Origin of the sequence: Luteibacter yeojuensis (assembly GCF_011742875.1) — a bacterium.
Classification (GTDB): Bacteria; Pseudomonadota; Gammaproteobacteria; order Xanthomonadales; family Rhodanobacteraceae; genus Luteibacter; species Luteibacter yeojuensis.
The window spans coordinates 782731-801408 of sequence record NZ_JAAQTL010000001.1 but is presented as its reverse complement, the minus strand read 5'-3'; the positions used below and the strand labels follow the sequence as shown (position 1 = coordinate 801408).

Genomic DNA, 18678 nt, shown 5'->3' with positions numbered 1-18678 from the left:
GGGGAACGACCGATGATCCGCCTGTTCAGACAGCCGATCGTGCGCTGGCTCACCCTGCTGGGTAGCTGCGAACTGTTGCTTCTCGCCGCCTCGCTCAACGCGGCCACCTGGATCCGTTTCGCTCCTTCGCCCGAAGACCTCGCCGCCTCGTCGCATTCCGTGATGGCGAGGGCAACGATGTTCGCCATCGTGATCTTCCTCAGCATGGCGGCACTCGGCGAATACCGCGCCACGCTGCGCATGAGCTGGCGCGGCCAGCTCGCGCGCCACGCCATCGCCTTCGCTCTCGGCGGCCTCGCCCTGGTCGTGGGCTACTACGTGGTTCCCCAGGCGTATGTCGGCCGCGGCGTGCTGGGCATGGCGCTTGTCATCGCGTTCATCGCCACCGCCGGCTTCCGTGCGCTGTTCATGCGCCTGGTGGAAATGGAATCGCTGAAGCGCCGCGTGCTCGTGCTGGGTGCCGGCGAGCGTGCCGCGCAAATCCACAACCGCATGCGCCGCCGTTCCGACAGGCGCGGCTTCTGCCTGCTCGGCTACGTGCACGGCCCCAACGAAACGGTGGCCATCCCGGAGAACCTGCTGGTGATCCCGGCCGGTTCGCTCGCCGAACTCGCGCGGCGCGAGAAACTGGACGAAATCGTCGTCGGCGTGGACGACCGCCGCGGCAGCCTGCCGATGGACGACCTGCTGGCCTGTCGCCAGCTCGGCGTACAGATCACCGACCTCACGACCTTCGTGGAGCGCGAGGCGGGACGCGTGCAACTGACCATGCTCGACCCGTCGTGGCTGGTCTTCTCCGGCGGCTTCAACGCCGCGCCGCTGGCCGTCTTCCTCAAGCGCGGCTTCGACCTCGCCGCCTCGTCGCTGATCGCCCTGCTCTGCTGGCCGATCATGCTCGGCGTGGCGCTGGCGATCCGCCTCGAATCCGGCCGCGGCCAGCCCATCCTGTATCGCCAGGAGCGCGTGGGCGAGCACGGCCGGACGTTCTGGCTCTACAAGTTCCGCAGCATGCGCACCGATGCGGAAATGGACGGTGTCGCGCGCTGGGCCTCCAGCAACGACGATCGGGTGACCCGTGTGGGACGCATCTGCCGCAAGCTTCGTTTCGACGAGCTGCCACAGCTATGGAACGTGATCCGCGGCGACATGAGCATCGTGGGACCCCGGCCGGAGCGTCCGCAGTTCGTATCCGACCTGCAAACCAAGATCCGCTTCTACAGCCTTCGCCACAGCATCAAGCCCGGCCTGGCCGGCTGGGCGCAGCTAAGTTATCCGTACGGCGCCTCCGAGGAGGACGCGGCGGAAAAGCTGAAATACGACCTGTTCTATGTGAAGAACCACAACCTCTTCCTCGACATGGTGATCCTGATCGAGACGGTGGAGGTGGTCCTGTTCGGCCGCGGGGCACGGTGAGGGCGTCCGCCGGAAGACACGGGGCGCCCGCCTTCGCGGGAGCGACGTCGCATGGGTGGGTCGGTCAGCGCCCCGGCCGCGTCGCGCCGACGTGGAGCACGCGCAGCGGCGAGCTGTACCAGTCGACCACCTCGCCCTGTTCAAAGCGAATCCACGACGGGCCATACTCCCAGCGTTCCTCGCCGCGCCGTGTCGGCTCCCCTTCGACGGCCACCACATCCTCCGGCGTCATGCCGAGGGCAAGCACGGGCGCGGGCGGCGTCTCCCGCTCCATGGACGGTGCGGAGACCGGACGGGCCTCGGCTTCCGGTGCCGGGTCGGCCGGCCATGACGACCAGGCGAGGATGGCCGCACCCGCCGCCATCGCCACGAGCCACCAACGCCTGGCATGGCCGGTATATCCCGCGCGTATCGGCGATGCCGCTGCGGGCTTGGGTGCGGGGATCGCGGGTTCCAGAGCCTCGGCGATGCCGGGCTCCGTCAGCGCCCCTTCCGTCCTGCGCACCGGCAACGGTGCGCCGGGCAACCGTCCGTGCCGGCGATGGAAATCCATCGCCGCGCCGTATTGCGCCGTGAGCCGTTGCAGCCGCGCCGCGGCAAGCTGGTCCGCGCGCGAGCCGCGACGGCGGTCGGGATGCCACATCGCCACGTTGCGGCGATACGCGCGCTTGAAGTCCTCGAGCGAGCAGCCCGGCTCCAGGCGCAGCTTGCCGTACAGGTCCATGAAGTCGGTTTCGTCGGCCACGAGAAGCTCCCCTGCGGCGACGCGCGTGAGTTACCGCAAGGTGCGTGGCCCGCATCCCCAAGCGTCGCTCACGCCAGCCGCGCTTACAAGTATCACTTTTGGAGAATCGCCATGCTTCGTCGCCCGTTCGCCGCGCTGGCCGCGGCACTGTTATCGATCCTCCCCGCGGTGACCCTTGCCGGGCCGCCGCCGGCGCTGGGCGCGCATGTCTTCCTGGGCCAGGGCGAAGGCCTTGGGGTGAGTCCCGCCGTGACCCGCGCCGTCGACACGCAATCCACGGGCAGCGTATTCGTCGTGTTCAACGCGGGCTACACGAGCAACGGCTCGACGCCAACCGACACCTACCTCAATCGCTGGCGCTCGCTCGGCCGTGCGATGACGTACGCGAACTACGGCGAACGCTTCGACGTGAAGGCCTATGTGGCGCTCGACGGTAAAGGGGGGCCCGGGCACAGCGTGTCGATCGTCAAACCCGGCGAACCGAAAGGCGAGCTCTCCCTGCCCTTCGTCGAGGTGCGCAACGCCACCCGCGTGCAGGCCATCGCACAGTCGTACGCCGCGCCGGCACTCGTCGTTTCCAGCGACGAGATCCACGTGGACGGTCCCGCCACCCTGCTCGCCTTCTGGTGGGGCGACGGCGGCGTCAAGCGCATGACCGTCACTCCGGGCGATGGCTTCCAACTGATCGACGCGTTCACCGAGCTGCCCGACGAAAGCGGCGTGCAAGGCGCGGTCGCCTGGCGCCAGGTCGACAAGGCCGGAACCTATCGCGTGCACTGGACGGCGGCACCGGTCCAGGGCGCCGCGCTGTGGCTTATCGCTATCCGCTGAGCGTTTGGCTTCAGCCAGGGATCCATGTGCACGGCACCGAAACGCCACGCGACCGACTGATCGTTTGGCGGCCATTCACGTTGATTTCCAAGAGCACTGTCCGGATCCGGACAGTGTCTCAGAAATGCTACTGTCGAATATCGCGTCAAGGCGCGGCTTGCATCGTAAGGGGCGAAAAATGCGCAGGTACATGCATCCCGCGTGTCCGCAAACGGACGCTTCATCGCATGCCAACAAGGGTATTTTTCTTTTTCGCGCACAAGCATAGCCTTGATCCACGACACCCGAGCCGCGGCGGGAAAGCCAGGACGCCACGGATGAAGCAGGAGCGCAAAAGCAGAGGGACGTGCCGAAGGGAAGCGCAGGATGCGCACCCGCACGCGGCCCGAGGTGCCGTCTTCTTGAAGGGAGGCAAAAAAGGTATGGATACCCCTGAACGCCAGGCGTTTCACGAAGCGGTAAGACGATCTCTTGCGCCCTTGTGCACATCGGGAGCAGGCAATGGCCTGGTCGTTTGATGTATTTGGGCACACGCCATTCTTTCCGATCGACGTCGATCCCGACATACCCTCGGCAATCGACCTGATCGTCGACCCTGCGCGGCCCGACGAACCGGGAAAAGTCATTCCCGTGGCGATGGCCGACAGCGTGATCCTGGTCACCTGTCCCAAGTGGCAAAACTGGAGCACTGACGATAAGGCGCAGGCGTTCGTCATGCGTCCGGGTGGCGATCCCGACGATCCTGACCGCCTCACCGCGAGCGATATCGTCGACGTCGGCACCTTTCCCGGTGACATCGAGCTCTACCTGGATCTTGCACCGCTGAATGTCGCCGCCGGCGAGGATCTGGCCTTCGAACTCTATGTCGCGCAAGGCAGTGCGATAAGCAACCCCTACGTCTCCAACGTCTACAGGTTCCGGATCGACAAGCAGCCACCCGGCGGCGCGACCCTGCCGCCGCCCGTCTTTGCCGACGACGTCGTCAAGAACGGCGTAACGCCCGAGCAGCTCGTGCTCGACGACCAGGGCAACGCATATCTGCCCGCGACGGTGGCGCCATACTTCCGCCAGGCGGCGGGCGATGCCCTGTCCGGCTACCTCGACGGTGCGCCAAACCTTCTTGCGGCCGAGGTGGCGCTGGACGGCGTCGGCCAGTCGGTCTGCATCCGATTCGAGGCCGCGGCGGTGGAACTCGCCGGCGACGGCAGGCATGTTTTCACCTATGCCATCGTCGATCGCGCCGGTAATCGCTCCACCATGTCGGCGCCGGTGGATCTCGTCGTCCGCATGAAAGTTCCGGAAATGATCATTCGAGGCGGAAGGTCGCGATCGGCACCCTTTTACTACCGTCAGCCACTGCGCCTTAGCGCGCACCCGGCACAACAGGCCGACGAGGTCGTCTGGTCGTATGCGCACTCGTCACCCGAGGTCGCGCGGTCGTTCGTCGATACGCATCCCCACGTCCCGCTGTCGGCGAGCCTGCGCAGGGGTGGTGCCGTCATAGGCTCCTGGATACTGCGTCCCGGTAACGTCGCAGGCACCTATAACACCGATCCACAATGGGACGGTGGCTGCATCGTCAGGGACGATGGAACGCTGTATGGCTACGGTAGCCCCGACGTCCTTCCGCCTGCGAACGCGCAAGGCGTCGTCCACGTCGCTACCACGCGTTCCGCCTATGCCGCCCTGCTTGCCCACGGCAGCGTCACGGGCTGGGGCGATCCACTGGCTGGCGGCCTCATTCCTTCGACCGTCGCGGCACAGCTGCGCGATATCGTCGGCATAGTCGCCAGCGGCGGCGCCTTCGTCGCGCTGCGCGCCGATGGCCGCGTCGTGGCATGGGGTGCCTCCGATCGCGGCGCGCAAATTCCCCCAGCCATCGCACCGGAACTCGAAGATATCGTCGAAGTCGTTGGAAGCGATGCCGCCTTCGCCGCACGCACGCGCGACGGAAAGGTGTTCGCCTGGGGCGCGCCGTGGCCCTATGGCATGCGCGTCAACGCCGCCGCCGGCGCCATCGCCCTGGTGGCGAACGATCACGCTTTCGCCGCCATCACTGCACGGGGAACCGTCGCTGCGTGGGGGGACACGGATTCGGGGGGACGCATCCCGGAGCCGATCGCGCCGATGTTGGAAGACGTCGTCCGGCTTGCCGCGACAAGCCAGGCCTTCGCGGCATTGCGGCGTGACGGCACCGTCCACGCCTGGGGTCTTCCCCGCTTCGGCGGACAGCTTCCCGGGCCGGTCACCCAGGCCATGCATGTCCTGGGATCCACGACGGCTTTCGTGGCGTTGTCCGCCGACGGCACACCGACGTGCTGGGGCGAACCCGGCGAAGGCGGCACGGCGCCTGTCGACACCACCATCGATGTCGTCACCTGCGGCTACGGTACTTTCGCCGCCATCCTCGCGGATGGAAGCGCCATGTCGTGGGGGCGCAACAGCGGTCGGTACGCCGGGCATGACGCCGTGGCCGTCTACGCGCCCGATCGCCATGTGATCGTTCTCACGGCCGGCGGCATGCTGGTCTCCTGGGGCGAACCCGCACTCGATCTTTCCTCGCTGGACGGCCAGGTCAGCCATGCCTCGCCGGCTCCCCCCTTTGCCATGGAGGCACCGCCATGAATACGCCAGATACCCTTCTTGCCGTTCCGACCGTCCGCGACGTGATGATCGTCGGCGAAGCCATTGTTGGAGGGACGCTGAGAGGTGCTTACAAATACGAGAACGAAGAAGAGAATCCGGAGGGCCAAAGCACCTACCAATGGACGGTAGACGGTGAGGTCGTCGCTACGACGCTCGAATGCCGTGTCCTCGCGGAATACGCCGGAAAGACGATCGTGTTCACGGTAACGCCCGTGGCCATGGCCGGGGAAATCGGCGCACCTGTTTCTTCGCCGGGGAAGCTTGTCGACTCAGGCTTCCAGAACATCAGCGACGAGGAAAACACCAACAGCTTCATGAAGCAGCACGGCAATTTCTCCTTCTATGTACCCGAGCCGGCGGACCGCATCTTCGTCTCCACCGGCGGCGCCTTTTCCCTGATCGATCCGCCGAGCTCGGATGTGTTCGTGCAAGGCCAGAACGATTTCGGTGCCCTCGTCCCGGAAAGCATCAAGACGTACCTGCAGAACAATCCGGCCACCGTGCTATATGCCACGGAACGCGATTTCGGCGCACTGGTCCCCCTGGGTCCCACCAACCAATTGCTGGTATGGGGCAGGAACATCCCGGCCAACTACGACATAACCAGGCTGCGCAACCTGCGCGCCGTATACGCCAACGGGGGTGCCTTTGCCTATATCTACCGCACGATGAACGCGGAAAACAAATGGATCGGTGCGATTGGCGGCACCGCGTTCGGCAGCGTCGTTCCGGACGCCATCCACCTTAAACTCGTCGAGGACCCACCGCGCGCGATCTACGCCACCTACGATGCCTTCGCTGTCCTTACCGAGAAAGGGCGCGTTTATGCCTGGGGCAACATCAACTCCGGCGGCTCCATCCGGCCGGATGCACAGAGTCGGCTCGATGGCATGGTGACGCGCCGCATCATCAGCAACATGTCGGCATTCTGCGCCATCGACGACGATGGCACGTTCGTACCCTGGGGAAACACGACCAACGGCGGTGTCATTCCGGCCGACCGTCTCGAAGCGATCCTTGACCAGGGCGGCGCCAAGTCGGTCATCGCTTCGCGTCACGCGTTCTGCGCCATCACCAAAGGGCGCGCCAAGGCAGTCAGCTGGGGCAATGCCACCCAAGGCGGGAACATGAGCGCGAATGCGCTGGATTTCGCCGCACGCGGCAACATCGTCCTGTGCAGGGCCGCGACATGGGCCTTCTGCATGATCAATGCCCAGGGTCAGGCGGAAGCGTGGGGAGTGGCCGGCTCGGGAGGCACGATTCCGAGGGATGCTGAAGGATTCGTCGCCAGCGACGATCAACACCCGGCCGACTTCGGTGCACTGATGCAAGGCTCCGGCGTCAAACCCGGAATCCATTCGTACTTTCGTGGAAAAATGCGTGACGATGGCGTCGACGTGAACGACGAGTCGGCTATCGATGCCGCCGCTGCGCGCTTCGCGCAATCGATGGACCGTGTCACCTCTAGCTTGCGCCTGGCCAACGCTTATGTCGGCGTCTACGCGAACGACACCAGCTTCTTCTTCCTCGCCCAGGACGAATTCGGCCTGACCGAACGGCTTCTGGTCTGGGGTCAGGCCAACGGGGGCGGCACCATGCCCGACGCGACGCGGCAGACCTTGATGGCAAGCCAGATCACGGCGACCTACTGCACGAACGGTGCCTATGCCGTGCTCGCGAACCAGGGAACCACCGAAGGTGTCGTCACCGTCTGGGGCGCGACGCTCGCGCAGCTGGACGCCGGCGAGATTCCGAAAGTTCCCCCCGAAATCGCGGAGAAGCTGAGGCGCGGCATCATCGAGGTCTATTCGATCAAGCGACAGCCTCCAGTCAACCCGACGACGGTCCGCGTCGACCCGTCGTTCGCCGCGCGGCACAGGGACGGCACGTATGTACTGTGGGGTGGCAATGTCAACAACCAGGTCTTCGTTCCCGAAGACCAGGGCCTTTCTCCCGGATCGACGTCGTCGTTGCCACCCATGAAAGAAAGGAGTGGATTGCGCCGGTATTCGTACAAGTGATGGTTTACACGGACATAAACTTTGCGGACGAGTCGAGCATAGTATGGATACCCGATTACGCGGCACCGGAGCCGGAAGTCGCTTCCAGAACATCAGCGACGAAGAGAACGCCAACAGCTTCATGAAACAGTACGGCGACTTCTCGTTCTATTCGATCGAGCCGTCCGACCGGATCCTGGTATCCACCGGCGGAGCCTTCGCGATCCGGGATCCCGAGTCCCGGAACATTCTGGTCATCGGACTCAACGACGGCTACGGCGCCACCGTTCCAGCGGCCGTGCGCCCTTACCTCGTCGACGCCGATCCGGCTACCCAGGTCTTCTCCACCGAGCGCGACTTCGCCCTCCTCGTCCCGGACGAGGACGGTAACCGACTCGTTCCCTGGGGGGCGAATATCGCGCCGGACCACGACGTGGCGAAACTGAGAAATGTTCGCTCGGTCTATGCCAATGGCGGTGCGTTCGCCTTCATCTACGGGCAACGTTCGGCGAACGGCGAGTGGCTGGGGGCCATAGGGAATCCGGCCTTTGGGGGTGAGGTGCCGGCGTCGCTACACCTGCCGCTCTACAACGATCCGCCCCAATCCATCTACTCCACCTTCGATGCCTTCGCCGTGCTGACAAGGAGCGGAAAGGTTCATGCCTGGGGGAATCGCGCCAACGGCGGTGAAATCAGCGCGGCCGCGAAGGCAATGCTGGACGGCATGATAGTCACCCGGATCGTCGCCACCATGTCCGCGTTCTGCGCGATCGACGACGATTACAGACTCATCGCTCCATGGGGGAATCCGGCCCATGGCGGCACGATTCCATCGGACCGCTTTGCAAGCATCGTCGACGACGACGGCGTCAAATCGATCGTCGGCGCCCGCGCGGCTTTCTGCGCCATCACCCGGCGTCGTGGCAAGGCCGTCAGCTGGGGCCTCGCGGCACAAGGCGGCGATATGTCTGAGCGAGCGAAGGTGTTTGCCGCCTATGGAAACATCGTGATGTGCAAGGCATCCAGTTGGGCGTTCTGCATGGTCAACGCCCGCGGCGATGCCGAGGCCTGGGGGGCGACCAGCCACGGAGGGACGCTGCCCGACACGGCCTCGGACACCGACATGGGGGTATTGATGGCCGAGTCCGGCGCGATACCGGCCATCCGCGCGATATTCCTGGAAAAGATGCGCAAGAACGTCGTCGATACCGACGACGACGACGCGGTGGAGGCGGCGGCCACGCACCTGGCGTCGTCCATGGATCGTGTGGGACCGACCGCCGACATCGTCGACGGGATCGTCACCGTGCATGCCAACGATGCGAGCTTCTTCCTCACCTCGCAGGATGCGAACGGAGCCACGAAGCAGGTGCTGGCCTGGGGTCTCGCCCATGGCGGTGGCGACCTGAGCCCGCCCGTGCGGGATGTGCTGCTGGACAGCCGGATCACCGCGGTGTCCTGCACCAACGGGGCCTATGGGGTCGTCGCGAATCGCGGCGACACGGAGGGCGCTGTCACCGTATGGGGCGCGACCTTGCAACAGCTCGACGCGGGACAGATTCCACGCATCCCGCCGACCATCGCGCAAAAGCTCAGCGGGGGCATCGCCGCTCTGTATTCCATCAAACGCCCACCGCCCCTGAATCCCGCGGCGCCGAGCGTTCGCCCCTCGTTCGCGGCCCGTCATGACGATGGTTCCTATGTGCTGTGGGGCGGCAGCGTGGAGAACGAAATCATCGTTCCGGGCGAGATCAACCCGTTCTCGCCCGGGGATTGGTCCGCGCGTCACCGGCGACGCCGCTATTACTACATCTGAGCGAGGGGAAGAATCGACATGGACGAGTCCAGTATCGGCATCAACGAAGGCGAAGAAGAGACCCCGGGCACGACGGCACCGTGGACATTCGTCGACAAGTATCAGGACGTGCCGGCGGAAGAAAGCACGAACTCCTACATCAAACAGTTCGGACGCTTCGCCGTCTATGACGACGACCACGGGCCGGTGGACCGGCAGTGGGGATCGACGGGCCGGGCCTACGCGTTCAGTAAAGGCAAGGACCACTTCGCCGCCGGCGGCAGTGCGACCCATGGGGCGAACGTCCCCGCACCCATACCAAACTACCTCCGCCGCAATCCGGCGCAGCGCATCTTTTCGACGTCGAACACCTTCGCCGTCCTGGTTCCGGTCGGAAACTCGAATCGCCTGATTCTCTGGGGTCCTGGCTTCATTCCGGCGAACAACCGCTATCCCCTGCGGGGAATCCGGTCGGTGTATGCCAACGGGACCTGCTTCGCCTTCATCTACGAAGCACCCCTGCCGTCCGGTGCGAGGGCCGGCCAGCGGATCGGTGCCACCGGTGCCGACGCGAATGGCGGCCTGATACCGGATGCCGTCCACCTGAAGCTGGCCGACGACCCCCCGGTATCCATCCGCGCCACCGCCGCCGCCTTCGCGGTGCTGACGGAAAGCGGCAAGGTACATACGTGGGGTAACGCGGCATTTGGCGGCACGATGTCCACGAGTGCGACCTCGGCTCTGGCGGGAGAGCGCGTACGCAAGCTCTTCGCGAACTACCACGCGTTCTGCGCGATCAGGGATAGCGATGGCGCGCCGGTAGCATGGGGCAATGCCGCCAACGGCGGCGACATTCCGGCCGATGTGCTGAACAACATCACCTCCGATGGCGGCGCGGAAACGGTGGTCGCCGCGAACACGGCCTTTTGCTGCATCACGGCGGGTCGCAGGAAGGCCTTCGCCTGGGGTCTGGCCGCTCAGGGCGGCAGCATGACCACGGAGGCGGTCAAGCAGATGGCCGTCACGGGAAACATCGCGGCCTGCCGGGCAGGCAGTTGGGCGTTCTGCATGATCAATACCCGGGGACAGGTGGGGGCCTGGGGGAACACCGCCCATGGCGGTACCACGACGGTCGCCAATATCGGCAACTCGACGGAGCCTGTCACCGGCATCCAGTCGGCCGACGCGACACCCGCGGATGAGGTCGTGCAAGAGTTCGTCGACGACGTGTCCTCGTCCTCCGAGCCGGTCGCGGCGGCCGCGGGACCGATTGGCTGGAGCTATGCCGGGCCGGACTGGAAGGCTTATATCTACGCCGTGGATTCCGGCTTCTGCCTCATCACCACTTATCCGGACGACCTCATACGCAGCGTCAGTTCCTGGGGCGCGGCCAACACGGTCATATCCGATCCCGCCAAACAGGTCATGCTCGCCAGTTACTTCGAAGCCGTGAAGACGAGCAACCGCGCCTACCTGGCCATCGTCCGCCAGGGGGATGCCGGTGGATGTCCGGTGGCCTGGGGCGAAGCGACCGCCAATGGTGGCGCCGTACCGGCCGACATCGAGGAAAGACTGCAAGGCCCCATCGTCGATGCCCGCGCCAACACCGTGGCGGTCCCGCTCAACGCGGTGGCCAATACCTCCGGCTTCACCGTATGGACGGCCAGCGGACAAATGGCCACGTGGGGTGGCGGCACGGGCATGGCTTTCATCGACACCTGAACCGACGCCCGCGCGACCGCTCCCTCAGAACCAGTCGCGCGGGCGCGGCAGGCGCAGCTCCCCGCGCCTGGGGTGCCGGATACCTCGGCAGGTCAGAACGTGACGCGAACCCCGATATTCCCGGCCAGGCCCTGCATGCCGTAGCCGCCGACGAAGTGGCGGTAGGTACCCTCGCCGTAGACCTGCACGTTCCGGCCGAGCTGGCTCACCGCGCCCAGCGAGACGCGGTAGGCATTGCCGACACGGCCCGATCCGAATCGGTCGGCGATATTCCATTCCTCGCTGGAAACATCCACGCGCGGATCGCCGTTGCTCGTATGGGTGAGATCCACGCCAACGTACGGCATGAATACGGGGTTCGCCATCCGGGAAAGACGCCCGCCGATCGTCGCGCTCGTCTGCTTCGCCGTACCCAGTTCCACGGAGAGGTTATCGCCGTCGACGAAGTCGCGGAAATTGAGCGACTGGTGCTTCAACTGGAAGCGCGGCTCGACCGTCCAGGCGTTGCCCAGGGCAAAGGGCATGCCCGCTTCCACGGATGTCATCCAGCCATGGGCCCGGATGCGGGCCACGTCGGCACCGCGCAGATCGGTGCCGACATCGCCGCGATACCGGATTGCGCCGACCACACCGTCGATCCAGAAGCCGCCGCCATGCTGCCAGGTGAGCCAACCGGAAACGCCGTTCGCGCGATACTTCGCCGAACTGTTGCCGTCGGCCGCCTTCGGACTGACACGCGTCGTGCCGTGGTCGACCGCCCAACCCGCGCGCAGCGTGCCGTCATCGCCGTCCAGCGCGATAAGGCTGCCGCCGAGCTGGAGGGCGTTCACCTGCTGGTCGAACCCATAGCCATAATTCTTGAACGAACGGTTCGACGAGTAACGCAGCTGGCCGCCGAGGTAACGGGCGAACATCTCGCCGCCCACCGGGTCATGCGACTCGCCCTGGCGAATGTCGCCCAGGCGCTGGCGCAGGCCGTCGGTCATCATGTCTCCGTAAGTCAGCAGCGCGGCGGGAGCGGACACGTAGGACGGCAACTGAGGCACCACGGCGACGCGCTCGGGAATCTCGGGTTCGCCAGGGTCGCCCGGGTTGCCCGGATCGGGCTCACCGGTTTCCGGGTCGAGCGGGCAGTCGCCGTCGCAGACGATCTTGTTGCCGAGACGGTAATCCCAGTTGAGCTTCCCGGAAGCAAGCAGGTTCTGCCCGGCATCCGTTTCGCCGGGGCCAAAGGCATGCAACGTGTACTGGAAAGGCCCCGCCGCGACATAGCCGCCACGCAACGTAAATGCGTCCCTGCGCGAATCGCCGGCCACCTGGATGAGCGAGATGCCTTCGTCGGCGTCGACCTTGCCATTGCCGTTGGTATCCGTGTTCGCCCCGGCTCCACCGGGCGTCACCTGGATCGCCGTGGGACCGGTCGTCGTCACGCTGCCTTCGATCAGCAGGCGATCGGTCGCCTGGTTTGCCAGTGCGCCGCCGGCGTTCATCGTCGTGTTGAAGCCGACGGTCGCGCCCGATCCGGAAAAATCGCCGCGCACGGTGACGGTTGAATGTGTCCCGTTGCCTCGTGGCTCGAACATCAACGCCGAATCCTTCATGGCGAGGGACCCGACATCGGAGTTTCCGCCGACACGCCATGCGGAATTACCGTCGAGCGCCAACGCACCGACGTTGTTCATGCCTCCTGTCACGGTGCTGCCATCGTGCATTGAAATATCGAGGCGTCCGCCCGCGGATACCATGTCGCCAACGATATCGCTCGCACTGATCGCCAGGTTGGTCTCCGTATTCGCGACAACCTGAACGGCCACGCCATTGCCACCCGTGACGGAGGCACCGTTGGTCAGGAAGATCGTCGCCACGGTGTTCTTACCGCCCTGCGAGTCGACCAGGATGCCGGGCCCGCTTCCACCAGATACCACGGCACCGTCGACGACCACGGCGCGTCCCTGATCTTCACCGGGTGCCCGCGTCGTGTCGACAACGCGAATGCCGTTGGCGCTACCGTGGACGCGTGAGCCCCCGGCGACCTCGATACGTCCCGTTGTCAGGATCGCACCGCTACCGTCATTGCCGGTAACTGTCGAACCCTGGTCGATGCGCAACAGACCGCCACTGGCCGCGAAGGCACCATCCGTGGCGCCCGTCAGTTCCGAGGCATTCACCGTGGCGGAACTTTGCGGAACGCTGCCATTGGAGTACAGCAGGGAGATAGCCCTTCCCGTGGTATCGGTCACGTTGGAGCGCTCGATCAACGCGCTCGAGCCGCGCCCATTACCGCCGATTATGCGGATCGCGGCGAGTCCAAGAATGGATGGATTCGTGCTCGCAACGACAGTTCCACCCGTCATGCGGAGGGAACCGCCCGAGCCAATCGAAATCTGGCCGGTTACTCCGCCGTCGATCACGTTCAGCACAGCGCGATTGCTCACTGTCCACGATTCCACCGGTGAACCGGGACCGACCTCCGCCGATTGACCTGGACCGCTGATCGCGCCTGCGAAAGCCACCTGGGCCGGTACCGCCACGGACAATAGTGCCAAGGCATACATATTCTTGCGCGGCGACGCGGCGCATTTCAGGGTTTTCACTTCGAGATCCTCGGGCGATAGGCGTGGCCGAAGAATGCGCCTGACGGTCACGTCTCTAGGACATGACGACGCATTCGACGTACAAACGCCTGGATGGGAATGGGGATCCGCGCATTCTTCCACGCCGCAGTGCGGCGAAGAATGGGATGTAGTCCTAAATTGCATGTATCGCACGAAGTTACCCTTCCTGCGCCACGATGACGCGAGCGCCGACGAAAACCGGGGATATCGTTGCTAGCTAGGCACGGCGACATGAAATCGGGGTGAAACTGGCCGAATACGCGTCGCTCCCGCGACCGCTGCTCCCACCTACAACTTCAGACCTATATTCGTCCGCTCTCGAACCCGATAGCGTTGCGTGTGCCTACCACCGCGGCACGGGATGACGGTGTCGCGAGTCCTTCTTAGGCGTCCACCAGGGATCGGTTCTCACGACAAGGAGCAAGTCATGAATGCGAAGCTATCGCCGTCGCACACGTTCGAAACCGCAGCGGATATGCGGAAGCGCAAACTGGTCCGCCTTCGCGAGGAGGAAGCCATCGCGGATTTCATCAACGAGATGACGTCGGGCAATTCCCCGTTCGACCGCGTCCCTATCGACCCTGCCATCGATGTCGCGCTCGATATCGTCGGCAATCCCGATCAACCCGACGATGCCAAGAAAGTCATACCTATCGCGTTGCTCGATAGCGTCGTCATGGTCAGCTGTCCGAAAATGCCCAATGCGGGGCCCGACGACCAGGCTTATGCTTTCCTCATCAACCGAGGTGACGATCCGGAGTTTCCGGTAGACATTATCGCCTTTAGTGAGGTCGTCGACTTCGCCGATTTCCCCGGCGCCAACTACGAGATGGGACTCGATCTTGCGCAACTTGGCATCGCAGACGGGCAAGATGTGCAATACGAACTCTACGTCGGCCAGGGTAGCGACATCAGCAATCCATACGTATCCAATGTCTATCGAATCCGGTTCGACAAAAGGGTACCAGGCAACGTCCCGGAGTTCTCCGATGTCTACCTGCCCGACGAATACCTCGAAAGCGGCGTAACGAAAGCGCAGATCGAAGCGGACGGCGGATTCAAGGCGAGGATCATCGCCTACTTCGGACATGAGCCGGACGATGAAACCTGGCTCGTCTTCACTGTCATAGGCACAGGCGATTCGTACGAGTTCGCAACGGGCAGGATTCCCGAGCCCGCACACTTCCTGGACGTGCTGGTACCCTTGGAATTCTTCGAAAACAACGATATCGATGGCCGCGTCAGCGTGGCTCTCAAGGCCCAGGACGTGGCCGGAAACCAGAATACGGGCCTCCCGCATGAGGTCAATCTGCTCATTGGCCGTTCTCCCACCGGTTTCCAGCCTATCGTGGTGCCGTTGCACGACGACGACCCGCTGCCGACCCTGATCGACCTGACCGACGCGCGAACGCCGCCGGAATTCATCGTGCCCTACTACGACACACCACTCCCGGGCGACCAGGTCCAGGTGACGATCGATGGAAACTATCTGATCACCCTGCCGGTTATTGTCGGAAACCCGGGCGACGACGTGGCAGTCGGCATCATTTCCACCACCGTCATCGAAGAGCTCGGAGCGGGTACTAACGGGCAGTTTGTCTTCACTATCGATTATGTGTTGATTCGCGACGGTTTTACCATTCCGAACCGATTTGCCCGGCAGATCAGGTGCGACTTGCGGGCATCGGGCTGGGGCACGGATCTGCTGAAAGGCATCGTCCGCGGACCCAACAGCCCCGCCGACGATGTGATTCCTCCCGAAGATTCGACAGGGCCGCTGACCGGAACGATTCCGCATCTTGCCGAGGACGGCAGCGAGGCATTCGAAACCAACGATCGCGTTACCCTGTACAAGGTAGGCATGGACGGCAGCAATCCCGTCCAGATCGGAGCGTCGATGTCGGCCGTCGCCGGTGACGACCTGATCTACCCCATCAACGCCGGAGCGCTGATCGACGGCACCAATTATGTCCGCTATGACAATTTCCGGGCACATCCCGGCGGAGCGAACAACACCGAGGTATCGCCTATATGGCCCGTCGAAGTGACGGCCAGTAGCGGCCTGCCGGGAGGCGGCAATCCGATCGGATTCGATCATTGGATGTTCCGTGACAGCCGGCAGAGGGTCATGTCTGCTGGCGGCCCCATCCAGCCATCGATGAATCTGCGCCGCGCTCGCGGTAATGCATCCGACGGCACAAGATTCAGCGGCGTCATCGTTCGTATACATCACTATGCGAACATGGCCCAGGGAGACAGAATCGTCGTGACCGTCCACGGTTACGACAACCGTACCGGAACGAGGGCGCCGGCATTTTCGGAAGCCTTGCCCGAGTACACCGTCACCGACATCGACGTCGGCGGCAGCAAGGCAACCGCTATCCCTGAAGACGCTCTCCTCGGCAACGAGCTTCCGCCATTCCCCGATGGCGAAGAACGGCCACCGGCTACCGAGGAAAAGCGCTTCGCCGATATCATTATTCCCTATGACCCGCTGATTCGCCGTCTCAATGCGGACGGAAACATCGGCCGTGGTTCCATCAGGGTGAGTTTCACCATCACCAACGGGTCTGGAACGGGTGTGTCCGATGCGGTTAACAGCCTCTTCCTTGATGTCGATGCTCGCACGGCTACCTGATCGGCGAAGAAAACCCTACGGAAAAGAGGCCACTCGCGATAACGCGAGTGGCCTGCTCAAGGAGCATCGCCATGCAAAAGGATTTGGAACCCCTACGCCCCCATAGGACCAAGGATGTATATCCCGCTCCACGGTACGCCTTCGATTCGTTCGACCATGGCATCAACCGCCGGACCATCGCACAAGAGCCCTATCATGCCGTCTTCTATGCCGGCCCCTTCGCCGAAACGCAGAGAGGAGACACACTTGTTCTTTTTTTTGGGGACGACGGGGTACCGATAGCACAGGTGCCGCTGCCCGACGGACCGACCGGCGAAATCGAAATCCTTGCCCCCGCCGATCAACTCCTTCGGTATGTTCCCGACAACCAGATTGGACGTGTCGATATCTGGTATGCCGTCGTCAGACCGCTGGAAGCCATCGAGTCGGTGCGCCTCTCCAATTACCTCATCGATTTCCAGCCCCCCGGAGGCATTCCGGTGTTCGGCGACCCGTCCTATGTCAACACCAACCTCGGACGCATCCCCGAACTGGAGAACGATATTCCACAGGGTCAGCCGCTGCGAATGAACGTTCCGCCATGGGAAAACATGAGCATCGGCGACAAACTGTTCGTGCGCTGGGGAAGCAGAAGTCTCGGCCCATTCGAGATCACGACGGAGGGCCAGAGAGGAAGACCGGTCGAGGTGACCGTGCCCTGGGAGGTCATCAGCGAAACGGACGGCGGCGTCGCGCGTGTCGACTACTACATCACCGACAACGTCAACAACCATTCCTACTACGCCGCGGCCAGGGTCGTCGACGCGGGAAGGCCACTTTTGCCGAGACCGATCCTCCCGGAACACCTGGACGGCGTCATCGATCTCGATCTCCTTCGCGACAGGGATGTCTACGTACTGATCGCCTTTTCGGGCATGGTCAGGACCGATAGCATCACGCTCATAGCCGAGCGCATCAATGATGATGGGATCACCCTCCCCCCCTACAGCCTTACTGTCCAGGGCAACGACACCGAGTCGGTGAGGGTGGATATACCCAATGCGCTTGTGAAGGACATCTCGACGGGCCAGATGCGCCTCAGGTATGAAGTCGCCCGTCAACCCCTGCTTCGATCCGGCGTGACGACCGCGCTAGTCAAGGGAGGCGACGCGACCCTTGCCCCGGTGAACACGCCCGAGTTTCCGAACTTCCAGGTCGATGTCGCTCAGCTGCACCCAAGCGGTCTCCTTGTTCAGATCCCCCGCTACGCGTTCCTCGCCGATTCGGACCGGATCACCGTCACCTCGACCTTCACGAGGGCTGGCACGACATATACCGACACGCAGGTTCGCTTCGGTTCCGACTTCGCCGGCGCCGGCGTGCTCAGCATCCGGGTGCCCACAAGCAAGATCGTTCCCGCGGCGGGGGGGACGGGCAGTATCGTGTATACCGTGCAGCCGAATGCCCAGCCTGCCATTTCCGCGCCGGCCAGGGGCCTCGTCATCGTAGGTACGGTGCCTGGCGACTGGGACCTCGAATACAACTTCGACAACGACAGGCTCCGCCACGTCAATCCGGGACGCACCATCGTTTTCCCCGAAACGGGAACGCAGGTGATGAACATGTACTTCGACCCCGACCGGTTCCACCCCACCGCAGAGGAGCTCGGGGTCGAAAAATATCCTTTCCAACCGGAAACCGTGGACTTCAGGGGAAACACATTCTACGTCGGCAATCCTACGGGGATAACCCACAGCAATACGTTCTTCGTGAACTTCGCCCAGAGCTGGGACGTGGTCCGTTTCGCGGTGACTTCCGTGCACCGTACAGTGACGGTCTCGTTCAAGGACGCGAACCTCAATGTCATAAGCCCCATCTTCTCCATCGGAGGTCCCGCCGAGAAACAGAGCGAGGTCATCTTCAATGATCAGGGCCGGCGGCGGATCAGGCACCTGGAAATCCGCACGGTCGACGTCGTTCGCTTCGATTCCTTCAAGTTCAAGCGCTGAGTTCCACTTTTCGCGTGACGGCGCCGCATGCCTGTGTGCGGCGCCTTTTTTGTTTATACCCACCCGGCTAGCACGCCAGTTGTATATGCCGCCCCTGAGGCCAGGGCTATAAAGATCCCACAGACGCGAAGGGCCATCCGGCCCGCACGCGTGACGGGGGATCGGATGAAAGCCGAAGGCACGGCGGGATGTTCGAGGGGCTTCAGGGGCGCGAAAGCTGGCCGTCGGTGCGTGCAGGGCGCCCGGTCCGGTCTTCCCGTTCCCGCATCGACCGTTCGGCCTATG

General features: G+C 63.8%; 10 protein-coding genes. 8 read left to right on the top strand and 2 right to left on the bottom strand.

What is annotated here, in order from left to right; genetic code table 11:
• Positions 1 to 12 precede the first annotated feature (12 nt).
• Entirely contained in the window at positions 13 to 1413 is a 1401-nt protein-coding gene (locus HBF32_RS03575) for a TIGR03013 family XrtA/PEP-CTERM system glycosyltransferase (RefSeq protein ID WP_166698253.1), read from the top strand.
• Between the two features lie 64 nt (positions 1414 to 1477).
• Here the strand turns inward: HBF32_RS03575 and HBF32_RS03570 are convergent, their stop codons facing one another.
• Positions 1478 to 2158 (bottom strand): J domain-containing protein, encoded by a 681-nt coding sequence (locus HBF32_RS03570; RefSeq protein WP_166698252.1) that lies wholly within the window; start codon positions 2156 to 2158, stop codon positions 1478 to 1480.
• A 111-nt stretch (positions 2159 to 2269) separates the two neighbouring features.
• Here HBF32_RS03570 and HBF32_RS03565 point away from each other — a divergent pair, with 111 nt between their 5' ends.
• The 5 genes from HBF32_RS03565 to HBF32_RS03545 all read left to right on the top strand — a co-directional run bounded on the left by HBF32_RS03565 (position 2270) and on the right by HBF32_RS03545 (position 11152).
• The gene (locus HBF32_RS03565) at positions 2270 to 2989 is read left to right on the top strand and encodes a hypothetical protein (RefSeq protein WP_166698251.1); all 720 of its coding nucleotides are present in this window, start codon (positions 2270 to 2272) and stop codon (positions 2987 to 2989) included.
• Positions 2990 to 3490: 501 nt separating this feature from the next.
• On the top strand, positions 3491 to 5614 hold the full coding sequence (locus tag HBF32_RS03560; protein ID WP_166698250.1) for an RCC1 domain-containing protein: 2124 nt from the start codon (positions 3491 to 3493) through the stop codon (positions 5612 to 5614).
• A gap of 44 nt (positions 5615 to 5658) precedes the next feature.
• Complete coding sequence (locus HBF32_RS03555) at positions 5659 to 7656, top strand: hypothetical protein (protein WP_166698249.1); 1998 nt, start codon at positions 5659 to 5661, stop codon at positions 7654 to 7656.
• A complete protein-coding gene (locus tag HBF32_RS03550; protein ID WP_166698248.1) occupies positions 7628 to 9451 on the top strand; it encodes an RCC1 domain-containing protein in 1824 nt (607 codons plus the stop codon). Before HBF32_RS03555 ends, HBF32_RS03550 begins: the two co-directional genes overlap by 29 nt.
• A gap of 18 nt (positions 9452 to 9469) precedes the next feature.
• On the top strand, positions 9470 to 11152 hold the full coding sequence (locus HBF32_RS03545) for an RCC1 domain-containing protein (protein ID WP_166698247.1): 1683 nt from the start codon (positions 9470 to 9472) through the stop codon (positions 11150 to 11152).
• 92 nt (positions 11153 to 11244) lie between these two features.
• Here the strand turns inward: HBF32_RS03545 and HBF32_RS03540 are convergent, their stop codons facing one another.
• Positions 11245 to 13392, bottom strand: a complete 2148-nt coding sequence (locus tag HBF32_RS03540) for an autotransporter outer membrane beta-barrel domain-containing protein (RefSeq protein WP_166698246.1) — start codon at positions 13390 to 13392, stop codon at positions 11245 to 11247.
• An 802-nt stretch (positions 13393 to 14194) separates the two neighbouring features.
• On the opposite strand from HBF32_RS03540, the gene HBF32_RS03535 reads away from it, so the two are divergent.
• Together HBF32_RS03535 and HBF32_RS03530 are read left to right on the top strand one after the other, a co-directional pair.
• Complete coding sequence (locus HBF32_RS03535) at positions 14195 to 16405, top strand: hypothetical protein (protein ID WP_166698245.1); 2211 nt, start codon at positions 14195 to 14197, stop codon at positions 16403 to 16405.
• Between the two features lie 71 nt (positions 16406 to 16476).
• Positions 16477 to 18393, top strand: a complete 1917-nt coding sequence (locus tag HBF32_RS03530) for a hypothetical protein (protein ID WP_166698244.1) — start codon at positions 16477 to 16479, stop codon at positions 18391 to 18393.
• Positions 18394 to 18678 lie beyond the last annotated feature (285 nt).